The 15,621-nt window shown below is 69.6% G+C and carries 14 protein-coding genes and 1 pseudogene; 14 read left to right on the top strand and 1 reads right to left on the bottom strand.

The features are described from left to right. Together RMO85_RS19620 and RMO85_RS05330 are read left to right on the top strand one after the other, a co-directional pair. A pseudogene (locus tag RMO85_RS19620) lies at positions 1 to 332 on the top strand (hypothetical protein); the annotation flags it as partial. Continuing rightward, on the top strand, positions 293 to 2,038 hold the full coding sequence (locus tag RMO85_RS05330; RefSeq protein WP_310527028.1) for a CTP synthase: 1,746 nt from the start codon (positions 293 to 295) through the stop codon (positions 2,036 to 2,038). The pseudogene RMO85_RS19620 and the gene RMO85_RS05330, both read left to right, overlap by 40 nt. 15 nt (positions 2,039 to 2,053) lie before the next feature. Here RMO85_RS05330 and pepN read toward each other — a convergent pair whose 3' ends face one another. After that, the gene (pepN, locus tag RMO85_RS05325; protein ID WP_310527027.1) at positions 2,054 to 4,501 is read right to left on the bottom strand and encodes an aminopeptidase N; all 2,448 of its coding nucleotides are present in this window, start codon (positions 4,499 to 4,501) and stop codon (positions 2,054 to 2,056) included. A gap of 46 nt (positions 4,502 to 4,547) precedes the next feature. Between pepN and RMO85_RS05320 the strand changes: the two genes are divergently transcribed. From RMO85_RS05320 to RMO85_RS05265, 12 genes are all read left to right on the top strand, one after another. Beyond that, complete coding sequence (locus tag RMO85_RS05320; RefSeq protein ID WP_310527026.1) at positions 4,548 to 5,150, top strand: NUDIX hydrolase; 603 nt, start codon at positions 4,548 to 4,550, stop codon at positions 5,148 to 5,150. A 79-nt stretch (positions 5,151 to 5,229) separates the two neighbouring features. Next, a complete protein-coding gene (gene ald, locus RMO85_RS05315) occupies positions 5,230 to 6,345 on the top strand; it encodes an alanine dehydrogenase (RefSeq protein ID WP_310527024.1) in 1,116 nt (371 codons plus the stop codon). Further along, positions 6,342 to 7,274, top strand: a complete 933-nt coding sequence (gene xerD, locus RMO85_RS05310; RefSeq protein ID WP_310527020.1) for a site-specific tyrosine recombinase XerD — start codon at positions 6,342 to 6,344, stop codon at positions 7,272 to 7,274. The genes ald and xerD overlap by 4 nt, the downstream gene beginning before the upstream one ends. Beyond that, entirely contained in the window at positions 7,274 to 9,871 is a 2,598-nt protein-coding gene (locus RMO85_RS05305; RefSeq protein ID WP_310527017.1) for a DUF3516 domain-containing protein, read from the top strand. Before xerD ends, RMO85_RS05305 begins: the two co-directional genes overlap by 1 nt. A 454-nt stretch (positions 9,872 to 10,325) precedes the next feature. Next, a complete protein-coding gene (locus RMO85_RS05300) occupies positions 10,326 to 11,165 on the top strand; it encodes a ParA family protein (RefSeq protein WP_310527033.1) in 840 nt (279 codons plus the stop codon). Further along, a complete protein-coding gene (locus RMO85_RS05295; protein WP_310527015.1) occupies positions 11,150 to 11,497 on the top strand; it encodes a hypothetical protein in 348 nt (115 codons plus the stop codon). Before RMO85_RS05300 ends, RMO85_RS05295 begins: the two co-directional genes overlap by 16 nt. Continuing rightward, positions 11,494 to 12,405: a ScpA family protein gene (locus tag RMO85_RS05290; protein ID WP_310527010.1), complete on the top strand. Its 912-nt coding sequence runs from the start codon at positions 11,494 to 11,496 to the stop codon at positions 12,403 to 12,405. Before RMO85_RS05295 ends, RMO85_RS05290 begins: the two co-directional genes overlap by 4 nt. Next, entirely contained in the window at positions 12,398 to 13,156 is a 759-nt protein-coding gene (scpB, locus tag RMO85_RS05285; protein ID WP_310527009.1) for an SMC-Scp complex subunit ScpB, read from the top strand. Before RMO85_RS05290 ends, scpB begins: the two co-directional genes overlap by 8 nt. Next, positions 13,153 to 13,953 (top strand): pseudouridine synthase, encoded by an 801-nt coding sequence (locus RMO85_RS05280; protein WP_310527003.1) that lies wholly within the window; start codon positions 13,153 to 13,155, stop codon positions 13,951 to 13,953. Before scpB ends, RMO85_RS05280 begins: the two co-directional genes overlap by 4 nt. A 54-nt stretch (positions 13,954 to 14,007) precedes the next feature. After that, positions 14,008 to 14,394 carry a chorismate mutase gene (gene aroH / locus RMO85_RS05275; RefSeq protein WP_310527000.1) on the top strand — a complete coding sequence of 129 codons (387 nt, stop codon included), beginning with the start codon at positions 14,008 to 14,010 and terminating at the stop codon, positions 14,392 to 14,394. Next, positions 14,387 to 15,460: a prephenate dehydrogenase gene (locus RMO85_RS05270; protein WP_310526998.1), complete on the top strand. Its 1,074-nt coding sequence runs from the start codon at positions 14,387 to 14,389 to the stop codon at positions 15,458 to 15,460. The genes aroH and RMO85_RS05270 overlap by 8 nt, the downstream gene beginning before the upstream one ends. A gap of 11 nt (positions 15,461 to 15,471) precedes the next feature. Then, positions 15,472 to 15,621 (top strand): (d)CMP kinase (locus RMO85_RS05265; protein ID WP_310527029.1); only part of this gene is annotated, 150 nt, incomplete at its 3' end.

Here is a 15,621-nt window from a genome sequence, read left to right as displayed (position 1 = left end):
TTTTCGATGCGGTGGAGGCGCGCAGCGAGTCGCGGAGGATCGTCCTGCCGGAGAGTACCTCGCACGTCTGGCACGGCTATCTGCCCGGCGTGGGGCCGGGGCAGCTCTACGGCTATCGCGTTCACGGCCCGTATGCGCCGGCGGAGGGGCATCGCTTCAATCCGCAGAAGCTCCTGCTCGATCCTTACGCGCGGGCCATCGCGCGGCATCCGACCTGGGACGATGCGCTGCTCGGAGGCGCGCCGGAGACGGAGGAGGAAGCGCTGCCGGATGGCCGCGACACGGCGTCCCGATGGCTGAAGCGCTACACCGAAACCCTCCTGATCACGTAGAGTCAAAGCCCGTGGTGCAGCAGACAAAACACATCTTCGTAACCGGAGGCGTCGCCTCTTCACTCGGCAAGGGCCTCACGGCATCCAGCCTCGGGAGCCTGCTGAAGGCTCGCGGCTTGCGAGTGACGATGCAGAAGCTGGACCCCTACCTCAACGTCGATCCCGGCACGATGAACCCGTTCCAGCACGGCGAGGTGTTCGTCACCAACGACGGCGCGGAGACCGACCTGGACATCGGGCACTACGAGCGTTTCCTCGACACCGACCTGGGCCAGATCGCCAACGTGACGACCGGGCAGGTGTACTCCGCGGTCATCGCCAAGGAGCGTCGTGGCGACTACCTCGGCGACACCGTCCAGGTCATCCCGCACATCACCAACGAGATCAAGGACCGCATCCTCGCGATGGGCGGCCCGGAGATCGACGTCGTGATCACCGAGATCGGTGGCACCGTGGGCGACATCGAGTCCCTGCCGTTCCTCGAGGCGGCGCGCCAGACCCGCCACCAGATCGGTCGGGAGAACTGCTTCTTCATCCACGTCTCGCTGGTGCCCTACATCGGGCCGTCCGGTGAGCTCAAGACCAAGCCCACGCAGCACTCGGTGGCCGCCCTGCGCTCCATCGGCATCCAGCCCGACGCGATCGTGTGCCGCGCAGACCGGGAGCTGCCGGAGAGCATCAAGCGCAAGATCGCGCTGATGTGCGACGTGGACGACGAGGCCGTGGTCACCGCCGCCGATGCGCCCTCGATCTACGACATTCCCAAGGTGCTGCACCGCGAGGGCCTCGACGCCTACGTCGTGCGCCGCCTGGACCTGCCGTTCCGCGATGTCGACTGGACCGTCTGGGACGACCTGCTCCGCCGGGTGCACCACCCGCAGGAGGACGTCACCGTCGCACTGGTCGGCAAGTACATCGACCTGCCCGACGCCTATCTCTCGGTCGCCGAGGCGCTGCGTGCGGGCGGCTTCGCGCACGAGGCGAAGGTACACCTGCGCTGGATCGCCTCCGACGAGTGCGAGACGCCGCAGGGTGCCGCCAAGCACCTCCACGACGTCGACGCGATCTGCGTGCCCGGTGGATTCGGCATCCGCGGACTCGAGGGCAAGCTCGGTGCACTCACCTATGCCCGCACCCACGGCATCCCCACGCTCGGCCTGTGCCTCGGCCTGCAGTGCATGGTCATCGAGTACGCCCGCAACGTCGCCGGCATCGAGGGCGCCGGCTCGACCGAGTTCGAGCCCAACGTCCAGGCCCCGGTCATCTCCACGATCGAGGAGCAGAAGCAGTTCGTCGAGGGCGCCGGTGACCTCGGTGGCACCATGCGGCTCGGTCTCCAGCCGGCCGTGCTGACGCCGGGCAGCGTCGTGGCAAAGGCCTACGGTGTCGACCGGGTCGAGGAGCGCCACCGCCACCGCTACGAGTTCAACGACGCCTATCGCGCCGACCTCGAGGCCGCCGGCCTGGTCTTCTCCGGGGTCAACCCGGATCTCGGCCTGGTGGAGTTCGTCGAGCTCCCGGCCGACGTCCACCCCTACTACGTGTCGACGCAGGCGCACCCCGAGCTGCGGTCACGTCCCACCCGGCCGCACCCGCTCTTCGCCGGGCTCATCGGTGCCGCGATCGACCGACAGCGCGAGCTCAGGATCCCGATCGACGAGCACGGTCTGCGCCGCGTCGACACCGACGACGACACGGCGCAGTGACTCCGCGGGAGCTGCTCAGAGCTCCCGGGCCTGATGCAGTCGTCCCAGCACGAACGACTGCGCGCGCAACTGGTTGCGGGCATACAGGCTGATCGTGTCGTCCTCGGCCGCGGCCAGCGCCGCCGCCAGGAACGACGCGTCGCCGACGGCGTGGGGATACATCGCCCGGATCACCACACCCTGGTTGAGCAGGCCACCCTTGAGGTCGGGCAGCTCCTCCAGATACCGGTGGGTGTAGGGCGCCAGCAGCTCGTGCTGCATCGGTCGCCAGAAGATCGCACCGAGCTCGAGGGTGTCGCGGCTCGCCGGGACGGAGTAGTCGACGAAGAAGGCACGCCACACGGCCTCCTTGCTCTCCTGGTCGGGACTGGCAGCGAGCACCTTGAGGCGCTTGACCCCGGCGTCCGGGTCGGCGTCCCGCTCGAGCAGGCGGGCGACGGCGTCGTCGTCGCGCTGTCCGAGCTCGGCGTGGCGGATGGCCATCCGCCACGCGAGATCGGAGTCGGACGAGGAGGCAGCCGCCTCCTCGAGCACGTCCCAGTGCTCGTCGGTCGTCGCGTTGGAGGCCACCATGCGCAGCGCCGGCTGGCGGTTGGCCGGGTCGCCCGCGAGCACCGTCGCGGCATCCGCCAGCGCCGCGCGCAGGGCAGGCGACTCGGTGGGACGGGCCCAGCGGTCGGCCACAAGATGACCGACGGAGAGGAACGGCTCGACCAGCGCGGGGTTGCGCTCGGTGTGGAGCGCGCGGGTGATGGCGCTCGCGCCCGCCCGGGGGGCGAGCTCGCCCAGCAGCAGGAGCTGGGTGATCGTACCCACGACCAGAGCCCGCGAGAGTGCCTCGGGGAAGTCGCCGAGGTGGTCGAGCATCAACTTCAAGGAGACAGCGTCGGGCCGGACGGCGGCGAACGAGAAGTCGTCGGCGTTCAGCAGGCGCAGGTCGCCGGCCGGCAGGTCCACGACGGTCGCCTCTCCGCTCAACTCGGTCGAGGTGACCCCGACCTGGCGGAGCGTGTCGCCCTCGACCGAGTAGGACGCGACGGTGATGCGGTGCGGCCGCGGCGCCTGGTCGTCGGGGGACTCGGCCCGAACGGTCGAGCCGTCCAGGGACAAGACGTCGGTGCCGGAGCGGTCCAGCCAGGCGGCCGTCCAGGCCGACAGGTCGCGCCCGGCGGCGGTGGCATATGCCGACATCAGGTCGTCGAGGACGGTGTTGGAGAAGGCGTGTTGGCGGAAGTAGGCGCGCAGGCCTTCCACGAAGGCGTCCTCACCGATGTAGGCCATGAGCTGGTGCAGGACGCTCTGGCCCTTGACGTAGGTGATCGCGTCGAAGTTGGCCATCGCGCCATTCACGTCGGTGACCTCGCCACGGATGGGGTGGCGACCGGGGCCCATGTCCATCTCGTAGGCGGGCCGCTTGTAGAGCGCGAGGAAGCTGGCCCACTGGTCGCTGAACTCGGTGGCCTCGGCCATCGCCCAGTTGGACGCCCACGACGCGAAGGCCTCGTTCAGCCACAGGTCGTCCCACCACTGCATGGTCACGAGGTCGCCGAACCACATGTGGGCCATCTCGTGCAGCACGAACTCGGCCCGGACGGCTCGCTGGTTGTGCGAGGGCGGCGTGCGGAACAGCTGCGAGTCGCCGTACGTCACGCAGCCCCAGTTCTCCATCGCGCCCCCCAGGTTGGGCACGAACACCTGGTCGTAGCGCGCCTGCGGGAACGCGAGGGCGAACTTGTCGCCGAAGAACTGCAGGCCCTGCCTGGTCAGCGTCACCAGCTCGTCCACGTCGCGCTCGAGGTGCGCCACCAGCGACTGGCGACAGTAGAAGCCCAGGTCGTAGCCGTCGTGCTGCCTGCGGATCTCGTGGAACGGGCCGGCGTTGACGACCACGACGTACGTCGAGAGGCGGGGCGTGTCCGGGAAGTGCCACAGCCGGGCGTCGGCCTGCTCGGCGTCCTCCACCGATTCCGGGCCCGAGTTGGAGGTGACCGTCCACGACGACGGGGCCAGGACCGTGAACCTGTGCGGGGCCTTGAGGTCGGGCTGGTCGAAGCAGGCCCACACGCGGCGCGCCTCGTCGGTCTCCAGACTCGTCCAGACGTAGACGAGCTTGTCGGTCGGGTCGACGGTGCGCAAGATGCCCTCGCCGCTGGCCGTGTTGGTGGTCGACGCCTCGACGACCAGCACGTTCTCGACGCCCAGGCCCGCAAGCGGCAGCCGCCCCTGCGTCGCCGTCGTCACGTCGAGGTCGGTACCGTTGAGGGTCGCCCTCGCGATGTCCCCCGCGCAGTCGACGAAGGTCGAGGCCCCCGGCTCGGCGCAGGTGAAGGTGATGGTGCTGACCGAGGAGAACAGCTCGCCCTCGAGCAGACCGGTCATGTCGACCTCGATGTCGTAGCGCTCCACCTCGAGGAGGCGGGACCGCTCGGCGGCTTCGATCTGGGTCAGGCTCAGCAGCGTCATGAGGGTGACCGTACTCACACCTCCGCCGCCCGCTAAATTCGTGGCCATGGACATCGAAGCACTCGCCGACCGCCCCGCGTCGTGGCCGGTGAAGCGCAGCCGGGACCTGCACCGCGACGCCTGGATCGTCGCTCTCCGCGAGGACGTCATCACCCGGCCCGGCCACCCGGGGGACGAGTTCGTCCGCATCTCCTTGGAGCACCCGGGCGCGGTCGTGATCTTGGCGGTGGACGATGACGAGCGCGTGCTGTGCCTGCGGCAGTACCGCCACACCAACCAGAGCGAGTTCGTCGAGCTGCCGGCGGGGCTGCGCGATGCGGCCGGCGAGCCGTCCGTGGAGACGGCCAAGCGTGAGCTGCGCGAGGAGGCCGAGCTCGCTGCCACGTCTTGGCAGCTGCTGCTGAGCACCTTCGCGAGCGCCGGGATCAGCGAGGAGGCGCACGACATCTTCCTGGCTCGGGGGCTCTCGCCCGCGCCGAGGGGCGACTTCGAGATGGTGCACGAGGAGGCCGAGATGGAGGTCTTCTGGGCACCGATGGCCGACCTGCTGGACGCAGTGCTGGACGGTCGCGTGCGGCAGGGACCGCTGGCGCAGGCGGTGCTCGCCTACGACGTCCTGAAGAGGCGTGAGGGGCTCGAGTCGAGGTGACCGGCCTCCGGCGGTAGTGTCGCTCTGCTGTGACACGCTCACAACGAGGTGACGCGTGCGGCCCGCTCGAGGAGTCAAGGTGAAGGTCGGCGTTCCCAAGGAAGTCAAGAACCACGAGTACCGGGTGGCCATCACGCCCGCCGGTGTCCATGAGCTGACGGTTCACGGCCATGACGTCGCCGTACAGGAGGGTGCCGGGCTCGGATCGTCGATCGCCGACGAGGAGTTCGTCGCTGCCGGTGCGCGGATCCTGCCCACCGCCGACGACGTGTGGGAGTTCGGCGACCTCATCCTCAAGGTCAAGGAGCCGATCGACGAGGAGTACCCGCGCATGCGCGCCGGGCAGGTGCTCTTCACCTACCTCCACCTCGCAGCCGACAAGGCGCTGACCGAGGAACTGATCAAGCGCAAGGTCACCGCCATCGCCTACGAGACCGTCCAGACGCCGGACGGTGCCCTGCCGCTCCTGCACCCGATGTCCGAGGTGGCCGGACGGCTCGCTCCCCAGGCCGGGGCCTATCACCTGATGCGCGGAGGTGGCGGTCGCGGCGTACTGCTGGGCGGAGTCTCCGGTGTCTACCACGGCAAGGTCGTCGTCATCGGGGCCGGCGTCTCCGGCATGAATGCCGCCGCTATCGCCCTGGGCATGCACGCCGAGGTGCTGCTGCTCGACAAGGACATCAACAAGCTGCGCGCCGCCGACCGCATCTACCAGGGCCACCTGCAGACCATCGCCTCCAACAGCTACGAGATCGAGCGCGCCTGCCTGGACGCCGACCTCGTCATCGGTGCGGTGCTCGTGCCGGGCGCCAAGGCGCCGACGCTGATCTCCAACGACCTGGTGTCGCGGATGAAGCCGGGCTCGGTGCTCGTCGACATCTCGATCGACCAGGGCGGCTGCTTCGAGGACTCGCGGCCGACCACGCACGCCGACCCGACCTACCAGATCCACGAGTCGATCTTCTACTGCGTGGCCAACATGCCCGGCGCCGTACCCCACACCTCGACGTACGCCCTCACCAACGTGACGCTGCCCTACGCCGTGGCGCTGGCCAACAAGGGCTGGTCGCAGGCATGCAAGGACGACCGCAGCCTCGCGCTCGGCCTCAACACCTACGACGGCAGCCTCACCAATGGGCCCGTGGGCGAGGCGGTGGGCATCGACGCCGTGGGGCTGGATACCGTCCACGCGTGACTGACACGGCCGCCCTGACGCGAGCCATCCGCACCTACCTGGACCACCTGGCGGTGGAGCGCGGCCTGGCGGTCAACACCTTGTCGTCCTACCGACGCGACCTGCGGCGCTACGCCGACCACCTCGCCCAGGAGGGCGTGAGCACGCTGGACGAGGTCACCGAGGCCACGGTGTCCGGATTCCTGATGCGGCTGCGCGAGGGCGATGCCGATCACTCGCCCCTGAGCGCGACCTCGGCCGCGCGCACGGTGGTGGCCGTCAGGGGCTTCCACAAGTTCGCCGTCGCGGACGGCCTTGCCACGCTCGACCCGGCCAGCGCGGTCAAGCCACCGACCCCGGCCAAGCGGTTGCCCAAGGCGCTGCCGCTGTCCGACGTGGAGGCGATCCTCGAGGCAGCGGGCGCGCCGGACACCACGCTCGCGCTGCGCGATCGGGCCCTGCTGGAGGTGCTCTACGGCACCGGCGCCCGCATCTCCGAGGCGGTCGGTCTCGACATCGACGACATCGACGCGGTCGATGCCACGGTGCTGCTGCGTGGCAAGGGCTCCAAGGAGCGGCTCGTCCCGATCGGCGGCTATGCCCTCGACGCGGTCGCGGCCTACCTCACCCGGGCCAGGCCCGAGATCGTCGCGTCCTCGACGCCCGGGGGAGCGGTGTTCCTCAACTCCCGCGGCGGCCGGCTCTCTCGCCAGAGCGCCTGGGCGGTGCTGGTGAAGGCCGCCGAGCGGGCCGGCGTCACCCGGGACGTCTCGCCGCACACGCTGCGCCACTCCTTCGCCACCCACCTGCTCGACGGCGGTGCCGACGTCCGGGTCGTCCAGGAGCTCCTCGGGCATGCGTCCGTGACGACGACACAGGTCTACACCCTGGTGACGGTCGACAACCTGCGCGAGGTCTTCGCCACCGCGCACCCGCGAGCGAGGGACTGATGGCGACACAGCTGAGCAACGTGCGCGGCGACGCCGACGCGGTCTACGACGCCTTCACGGCGTGGGTGACCGAGCAGGGTCTCGACCTCTATCCGCACCAGGACGAGGCCGTGATGGAGCTGGTCGGCGGCAGTCACGTCATCTTGGCGACCCCGACCGGTTCCGGGAAGTCGCTGGTCGCGATCGGCGCCCACGCGGCAGCCCTGGCCGAGGACAAGGTGAGCTTCTACACCGCGCCGATCAAGGCGCTGGTGAGCGAGAAGTTCTTCGCCCTCTGTGAGGTCTTCGGCGCCGAGAACGTCGGGATGCTCACCGGTGACGCCGCGGTCAACGCGGACGCGCCGATCATCTGCTGCACGGCGGAGATCCTCGCCAACCTCGCGTTGCGCGAAGGCCGCGCCGCTGACGTGGGGCTGGTCGTGATGGACGAGTTCCACTTCTATGCCGAGCCGGAGCGCGGCTGGGCGTGGCAGGTGCCGCTGCTCGAGCTGCTCGATGCGCAGTTCCTGCTGATGTCGGCGACCCTGGGCGACGTGTCCTTCTTCGCCGAGGACCTGAAGCGACGTACGGGCCGAGACGTCGCGGTCGTGGACGACGCCGAGCGACCGGTGCCGTTGACGTTCTCCTGGTCGCTCGAGCACCTCGGCGAGACCCTCGAGGAGCTGGTGAGCACCAACCAGGCTCCCGTCTACGTCGTCCACTTCACCCAGGCCGCCGCGGTGGAGCACGCCACCGCGCTGCTCAACGCCAAGTCGACGTTCAAGGTCGACAAGGAGGCGATCGCCGACCGCATCGGAGCGTTCCGCTTCGGCGCCGGCTTCGGCAAGACGCTCTCCAAGTTGGTGCGCAACGGCATCGGCGTCCACCACGCCGGGATGCTGCCGAAGTATCGCCGCCTGGTGGAGCAGCTGGCCCAGTCGGGGCTACTCACGGTCATCTGTGGAACCGACACCCTCGGGGTCGGCATCAACGTGCCGATCCGCACGGTGCTGTTCAGCGGGCTCGCGAAGTTCGACGGCAACCGGCAGCGGGTGCTGCGCACGCGCGAGTTCCTGCAGATCGCCGGCCGCGCGGGACGGGCTGGCTTCGACACGGCGGGGTATGTCGTCGTCCAGGCGCCCGAGCACATCATCGACAACGAGCGGGCCAAGGCCAAGGCGGAAGCCAAGAACGCGGCTCCGGGCGCCAACGCGAAGCGCAAGTCCAAGGCCCAGCTCAAGAAGCCGCCCGAGGGCACTGTCGTGTGGACCGAGCAGACCTTCGACAAGCTGGTGGCCGGGGTGCCGGAACAGCTCGTCTCGCGGATGAGGGTCGACAACGCGATGCTGATCAATGTCGCGACCCGCGAGGAGGACGCGTTCGCGGTGATGCGGCGGCTGCTCACCGACAACCACGAGGACGGGCGCCAACAGCTGCGGTTGTCACGACGGGCGCTGCGGCTCGCACGCAGCCTGCTGCGGACCGGCGTGCTGACCAGGCTCGACGAGATCGACGAGTTCGGCCGGCGATACCTCCTCACCGTCGACCTGCCTGCCGACTTCGCGCTGAACCAGCCGCTGGCCCACTTCGCGCTGGCGGCCCTCGACGTCCTCGACCCGGAGTCGGAGACCTACACCCTCGACATCGTCACCGTGATCGAGTCCGTCCTGGAAGCACCACGACAGATCCTGATGGCCCAGCAGTTCGCGGCCCGCGGCGAGGCGGTCCAGGAGATGAAGGCCGACGGCATCGAGTACGACGAGCGCATGGCGCTGCTCGACGCCATCACCTGGCCGCAGCCGCTCGCCGAGCTGCTCGAGGGCCTCTACGAGACCTACCGGCAGCGGCATCCCTGGTTGCGCGAGGACGCGCTCTCGCCCAAGACCGTCGTCCGGATGATGTGGGAACAGGGGATGAGCTTCACCGACTTCGTCGGCCGCTACCAGCTCGCCCGGTCCGAGGGATTGGTGCTGCGCTACCTCACCGACGCCTATCGGACGTTGCGGCAGACCGTGCCCGAGGCGCACCGCACCCCCGAGCTCGACGACCTGGTCGAGTGGCTGGGGGAGACGATCCGCCAGACCGACTCGTCGCTTCTCGACGAGTGGGAGGCGCTGAGCGACCCCGAGCACGTGCCCGGGCGGGTCGCGCACCACGAGCCGCCACCACCGCCGCGACCGATCAGCAAGCAGGGTCGCACGTTCGAGGTGATGGTCCGCAACGCCATGTGGGCCAGGGTCGACCTGGTGTCGCGCGACGACCTCGACGGGTTGATGCGGCTGGAGCGGGCCGCCGCGGAGCGCACCGACTCGCCGCGCAGCGTCGCCATGGGCCGGTCGGTGTGGGACGCCGCGATCGAGGGCTACTACGCCGAGCACGACACGGTGCTCATCGACGGGGACGCACGCGGACCGTCGCTGCTCGTGCTCGGTCCCGAACGCTCGGGTGAGCCCGTCGGCGTCGAGGAGGGCGTGACCGCACGGGTGCGCGACGTGCGCCAGACCATCCACGATCCCGAGGGCCACCACGACTGGGTGATCGAGGCCCTCATCGACTGCGACGCCTCCGACGAGGCCGGCGAGCTCGTGCTCCCGACGGTCACCATGCGCCGACTCTGAGGTGCGGTCCATCGAGTGCACAGGTTTGTGCACAGGCGCAGACATCCTGTGCACTCAACCGGGGGGTCATGCACAGATTTGGGTACGGGGTTGTGGGACTGGCCCCGCCTGTTGTGGGCATCTCGGGCTGGTCCTAGGCTCGCCCGGAACCTGAGAAGAGAAGTGTCGCCGTGTCGACAAAATTCGCGGCCTCAGTCGTGGTGCAATCGGATCAGTCGAACTAGGAGCGCTCTCGATGAACAGTGGTGGGTTTACCCGCAATCCATGGCAGTCCGGCAGCAGCGCCGCCGAGATGCCGCCACTGGTGAGTCCACCCCAGCCGAGCACCTCCCCGAGCGAACGGGTGCTGGCAGGGTCGAGCGAGCCGATCCCCTTCAGCCGATTCGAGGAGCCCGTCGTGACGTCGCCCGCGCAGGACACCGTGCCGGACGCCGGTGCGCAGCAGGGGGAGCCGATGATCGGCCCCACCGGCCGACCCATGCCCGACTTCCCCGAGCCCAGCCCCGTCGGTCCCCGCACGCGGGCCCGCGTGGTGTCGATGTGCAACCAGAAGGGTGGCGTCGGCAAGACCACGACGACCATCAACCTGGGTGCCTCGCTGGCCGAGTACGGCCGCAAGGTGCTGCTCGTCGACTTCGACCCCCAGGGCTCGCTCTCGGTCGGGCTCGGTCTCAACCCGCACGAGATGGACCTGACCATCTACAACCTGTTGATGCAGCGCGACGTCGCGCTCGAGGACGTCGTGGTGCCCTCTGGTGTCGCGGGCATGGACCTGCTGCCCTCCAACATCGACCTGTCCGCCGCCGAGGTGCAGTTGGTGCACGAGGTGGCCCGGGAGCAGACGCTGCAGCGCGTGCTGGCTCCGGCGATGGAGAACTACGACATCATCCTGATCGACTGCCAGCCGTCGCTGGGTCTGCTCACCGTCAATGCCCTGACCGCCTCCGACGGCGTGATCGTGCCGCTGGAGTGCGAGTATTTCGCGCTCCGCGGGGTTGCGCTCCTCAAGACCACGATCGACAAGGTGCGCGAGCGACTCAACCCGAAGCTCGAGGTCGACGGCATCCTGGGCACGATGTTCGACGGACGCACCCTGCACAGCCGAGAGGTCATGGACCGGCTCGTGCAGGCCTGGGGCGACAAGGTCTTCCACACCGTGATCCGCCGGACCGTGAAGTTCTCCGACGCCACGGTGGCCGGCGAGCCCATCACCGCCTACGCCTCCACCTCGACCGGTGCCACCCACTACCGCGAGCTCGCGAAGGAGGTGCTCACCCGATGGCCCGCCGAGTGAGCATGCCGACCGCCGACGACCTGTTCCGCAAGACCGCCGAAGGCACCGATCCGGCTGCTCGCCCGGTGCGCGCGGTCGCCGACCAGCCCGACGAGGTCGAGACCGGCCCCAAGAAGCCGAGCGGCCGAGTTCGCCATGACGAGAAGATGACCGTCTACGTCACGGCCGACGAGTTGCTCGACATCGAGCACACGCGGCTCATGCTGCGCCGTGCCAACGGGCTTGCTGTCGACCGCGGCCGGCTCGTGCGGGAGGCGATCGCGCTGGTGCTGGCCGACTTCGAGGCCAACGGGGACGACAGCGCCCTGGTCCGGCGGCTGACCGAGGAGTGAGTGCAGGACACACCGGTCGGACGCTCGCACCCGGCAACCCTGCCGACGGCGAGACGCCCGCCTTCGCCGTACGCCTCGACAACTTCGAAGGCCCCTTCGACCTGCTGCTGAGCCTGATCGCCAAGCACAAGCTCGACATCACCGAGGTCGCGCTGTCCCAGGTCACCGATGAGTTCATCGCCCACATCAAGGTGGGCGGCACGGCGTGGGACCTCGAGCAGACGACGTCGTTCCTCCTGGTCGCCTCGACCCTGCTCGACCTCAAGGCGGCCCGGCTCCTGCCGCAGGGCGACGTCGAGGACGAGGAGGACCTCGCCCTGCTCGAGGCGCGCGACCTGCTCTTCGCCCGCCTCATGCAGTACCGGGCCTTCAAGCTCGTCGCCGGCGTGCTCGAGGTGAAGCTCGCGGCCGAGGCGACCCGGCACCCGCGACAGGTCGGCATGGAGGAGCGCTTCGCGAGCCTGCTGCCCGAGGTCCTGATCGGCATCGGGCTCGAGCAGTTCGCCGAGCTCGCAGCCAAGGCGATGGAGCCCAAGGCGGTGCTCGAGGTCTCGCTGCAGCACATCCACGCCGCCAAGGTGAGCGTCCGCGAACAGGCCACGATCGTGATGGATCGGCTGCGTCACGCAGGGACGATGACCTTCCGGGCGCTCTGCGGTGACTCACCCGACCGGCTGACGACCGTGGCACGCTTCTTGTCGCTGCTCGAGCTGTTCCGCGAGGGCGTCGTCGCCTTCGACCAGGTGACGCCGCTCGGCGAGCTGACGGTCCGGTGGACCGGGGACGAGGACGCGCAGATCGAGATCACCGACGAGTTCGACGGGGCGCCACCCGAGGCAGAATCAGACGTGACGGACCAGCCGGCGCCCGAGGAAGATCAGCAGAGCCAGGAGTACGACGATGAGTGAGACACCGACCACCCCCGACGCGGGTTCCACCGAGACCAGCGTGACGGTCGACGTCGAGACGCTGGCAGTCGCCGTCGCCGACCTCCGACCCGCACTGGAAGCGATCTTGATGGTCGCCGACCAGGCGCTGGACAAGGTGCAGCTCGCCTCGGTCGTCGGCCACCCGGTCGAGGCCGTGGAGGACGCGCTGCAGTCGCTCGCGGGGGAGTACACCGAGCAGGGCCGTGGCTTCGAGCTGCGCAACGTCGCGGGGGGCTGGCGCTTCTACACTCGCGACGAGTTCGCCGCCGTCGTCGAGAGCTTCGTGCTCGAGGGCCAGCAGGCCCGCCTCACCCAGGCCGCGCTGGAGACCCTGGCCGTGGTCGCCTACAAGCAGCCGGTGTCCCGGGCCCGGGTCTCGGCCGTGCGTGGTGTGAGCGTCGACGGCGTGATGCGGACGCTGCTCACCCGCGGGCTGGTCGAGGAGGCCGGTCAGGACGTCGAGACCGGCGCCAACCTCTACCGCACGACGACCTACTTCCTCGACCGGATCGGCATCACCTCGCTGGAGGAGTTGCCCGAGCTGGCGCCGTACCTCCCCGACATGGAGGACCTGGAGGACGAGCTGACGCAGATGGCGGCGCCGGCCCCAGGGCTCATCCCCCACGCCCCCGGGGAGAACCCCCACCACCCGTCGCCGCACAGCGAACTGCATCATTCGCCACACAGCGGCCAGGGCACCGAACCCGACGGCGGGACCGAAATCGCATGAAGCCCCACGACTCCGACCAGTCCAACCTCGTCTCGCAACGCCCCGAGCCGGACGAGGACGGTCTGATCCGGCTCCAGAAGCTGCTGGCGCAGTCGGGCGTCGCGAGCCGGCGCAAGTGCGAGGAGCTCATGCTGGAGGGGCACGTCGAGGTCGACGGCGAGATCGTCAGCCGCCTGGGCACCAAGGTCGACCCGGCGACGGCCGTGATCCGCGTCGACGGCAAGCGGCTGCCACCGATCAGCGCGTCGGTCTACCTCGTGCTCAACAAGCCGCGCGGTGTCGTCTCCACGATGAGCGACCCCGAGGGCCGCCCCAGCCTGGGCGACCTGGTGGCGGAGCGTCCCGAGAGGCTCTTCCACGTCGGTCGGCTCGACACCGACACCTCCGGACTGCTCATCCTCACCAACGACGGCGACTTCGCCCAGCGCCTCGCGCACCCGTCGTTCGAGATCGAGAAGACCTATGTCGCCGAGGTCGAGGGCGAGCTCCACAAGGGCATCATCAAGAAGCTGCTCGCCGGCGTGACCCTCGACGACGGCCCGGTCGCGGTCTCGCGGGCGCGGATCGTGGAGGGCAGTCACGGTCGGACGTCACGCCAGCGCACCATCGTCGAGCTCGTCATCCACGAGGGTCGCAACCGCATCGTGCGTCGCCTGCTCGAGCACGTCGGACACCCCGTGACCCGGCTGACGCGGACCTCGATCGGCCCTCTCGAGCTCGGCGGGCTGCCACTCGGGGAGATGCGGGAACTGACCCTGGACGAGCTCGGCGTGCTGCTCGACACCGCCAAGCTCTGAGCACGGGTGGGCGGCCGCGGCTGACGAGGACCCGACGCCGTTAGGGTTGCCCCCGTGGCAACCAGGGCGATCAGGGGCGCGACCCAACTCGACGCGGACACCCGCGAGCACATGCTCGAGCGGGTGGCCGAGATGGTGACGGACGCCATGGCGGCCAACGCCTTGACCGTCGACGACTTCATCTCCGTGATCTTCACCGCGACGAGCGACCTGGTGAGCGAGTTCCCCGCCTACGCCGCCCGCCAGCTGGGGTTCGGGGACGTGCCGTTGATCTGTGCCCGCGAGCTCGAGATCGAGGGCTCCATGCCCCGGTGCGTGCGGATGCTCGCCCACGTCGAGACCGAGCTGCCGCGCGCCGACATCACCCACGTCTACCTCCACGGCGCGGCCAACCTGCGCCGCGACCTGACCAGGACGCGCGACGTGCCCGACGATGAGTGAGTCACCGCTGGGGTTGGTCGAGGTCGTCGGCACTGGTCTGGTCGGTACGTCGATCGCGCTGGCCTGTCGCCGGGCCGGCATCGACGTCGTCCTGACCGATCTGTCGGCCGAGCACGTCCGCACCGCCAGCGGGCTGGGCGCGGGTCGACCGAAGGGCGCCGCCGATCGCCCCATGATCGTGGTGGTCGCCGTACCACCCGACCATCTGGGCGCGGCGATCGTCTCCGCCCTGACCGACAGCGACGCCCTGGTCACCGACGTGGGCAGCATCAAGAGTCGACCGCTGCAGGACGTGGCGGCGAGGGTGACCGCCGCCCAGCTGACCCGCTACGTCGGCTCGCACCCGATGGCCGGCAGCGAACGCTCCGGACCGCTCGCGGCCAGCGCGGCGCTCTTCGACGGGCGACCGTGGGCGATCACACCGCACTCGACGTCATCAGCGGACGCGACCGCGGCCGTGGCAGCCCTGGTGGCCGTCTGCGGTGCCGTCGCCACCACGCTCAGCCCCGACGAACATGACGTGGCCGTCGCGCGCACGTCGCACCTGCCCCACCTGGCGGCCGTCCTGGTCGCGGGTCGGCTGGCCGGCGCCCCGGCGGCGCACCTTGCGCTCTCCGGCCAGGGGGTCCGCGACGTCACCCGGATCGCAGCCAGCGACCCTGCGCTGTGGCAGCAGATCCTCGGTGCCAACGCCGCCGCCGTCACCGACCTGTTGGGCGAGCTGCGCGAGCAGCTCGACGACCTGATCGCGGCCGTTCGTGACGATCAGCGTGACGCGCTGCACCGGATCCTCAGCGCAGGCGTGAGCGGCACCCAGGCCATTCCCGGCAAGCACGGCGGACCGGTCCGTCCGATGCGCTCGGTCTTCGTGTCCGTGCCCGACCACCCGGGCGAGCTGGCGCGGCTCTTCGGTGACGCCGGCGAGATCGGCGTCAACATCGAAGACGTCCACATCGACCACGATCCCGGCCGGCCGGTCGGCCTCACCGAGCTCGTCGTCGAGGAGGGCCGAGCGGAGCACCTGCTGGGGGCTCTGGAATCTCGCGGTTGGACGACTCACCGGTAGGCTCACCTCCCGTGAGTTCCCTTGTCGTTGCCATCGATGGACCCTCCGGCTCCGGCAAGTCCAGCACCTCGCGCGGCGTCGCGGCCCGGCTCGGTCTGCGCTACCTCGACACCGGTGCCATGTTCCGCGCCGTCCGCCGGGCGACCGAGGCCGGCGAAACG

The organism is Nocardioides sp. (assembly GCF_031422975.1).
GTDB lineage: Bacteria > Actinomycetota > Actinomycetes > Propionibacteriales > Nocardioidaceae > Nocardioides.
Note: the sequence above shows the minus strand (reverse complement) of the source record. Positions and strands in the feature narration are given on the sequence as shown.

Bases quoted from the DNA above. Each gene is read 5' to 3' on its own strand.
- RMO85_RS05270 (WP_310526998.1), top strand. From the start codon at position 14,387: ATGAGTGAGTCACCGCTGGGGTTGGTCGAGGTCGTCGGCACTGGTCTG.
- scpB (WP_310527009.1), top strand. From the start codon at position 12,398: ATGAGTGAGACACCGACCACCCCCGACGCGGGTTCCACCGAGACCAGC.
- RMO85_RS05280 (WP_310527003.1), top strand. From the start codon at position 13,153: ATGAAGCCCCACGACTCCGACCAGTCCAACCTCGTCTCGCAACGCCCC.
- RMO85_RS05330 (WP_310527028.1), top strand. From the start codon at position 293: ATGGCTGAAGCGCTACACCGAAACCCTCCTGATCACGTAGAGTCAAAG.
- RMO85_RS05320 (WP_310527026.1), top strand. From the start codon at position 4,548: ATGGACATCGAAGCACTCGCCGACCGCCCCGCGTCGTGGCCGGTGAAG.
- RMO85_RS05300 (WP_310527033.1), top strand. From the start codon at position 10,326: ATGATCGGCCCCACCGGCCGACCCATGCCCGACTTCCCCGAGCCCAGC.
- RMO85_RS05295 (WP_310527015.1), top strand. From the start codon at position 11,150: ATGGCCCGCCGAGTGAGCATGCCGACCGCCGACGACCTGTTCCGCAAG.
- pepN (WP_310527027.1), bottom strand. From the start codon at position 4,501: ATGACGCTGCTGAGCCTGACCCAGATCGAAGCCGCCGAGCGGTCCCGC.
- RMO85_RS05305 (WP_310527017.1), top strand. From the start codon at position 7,274: ATGGCGACACAGCTGAGCAACGTGCGCGGCGACGCCGACGCGGTCTAC.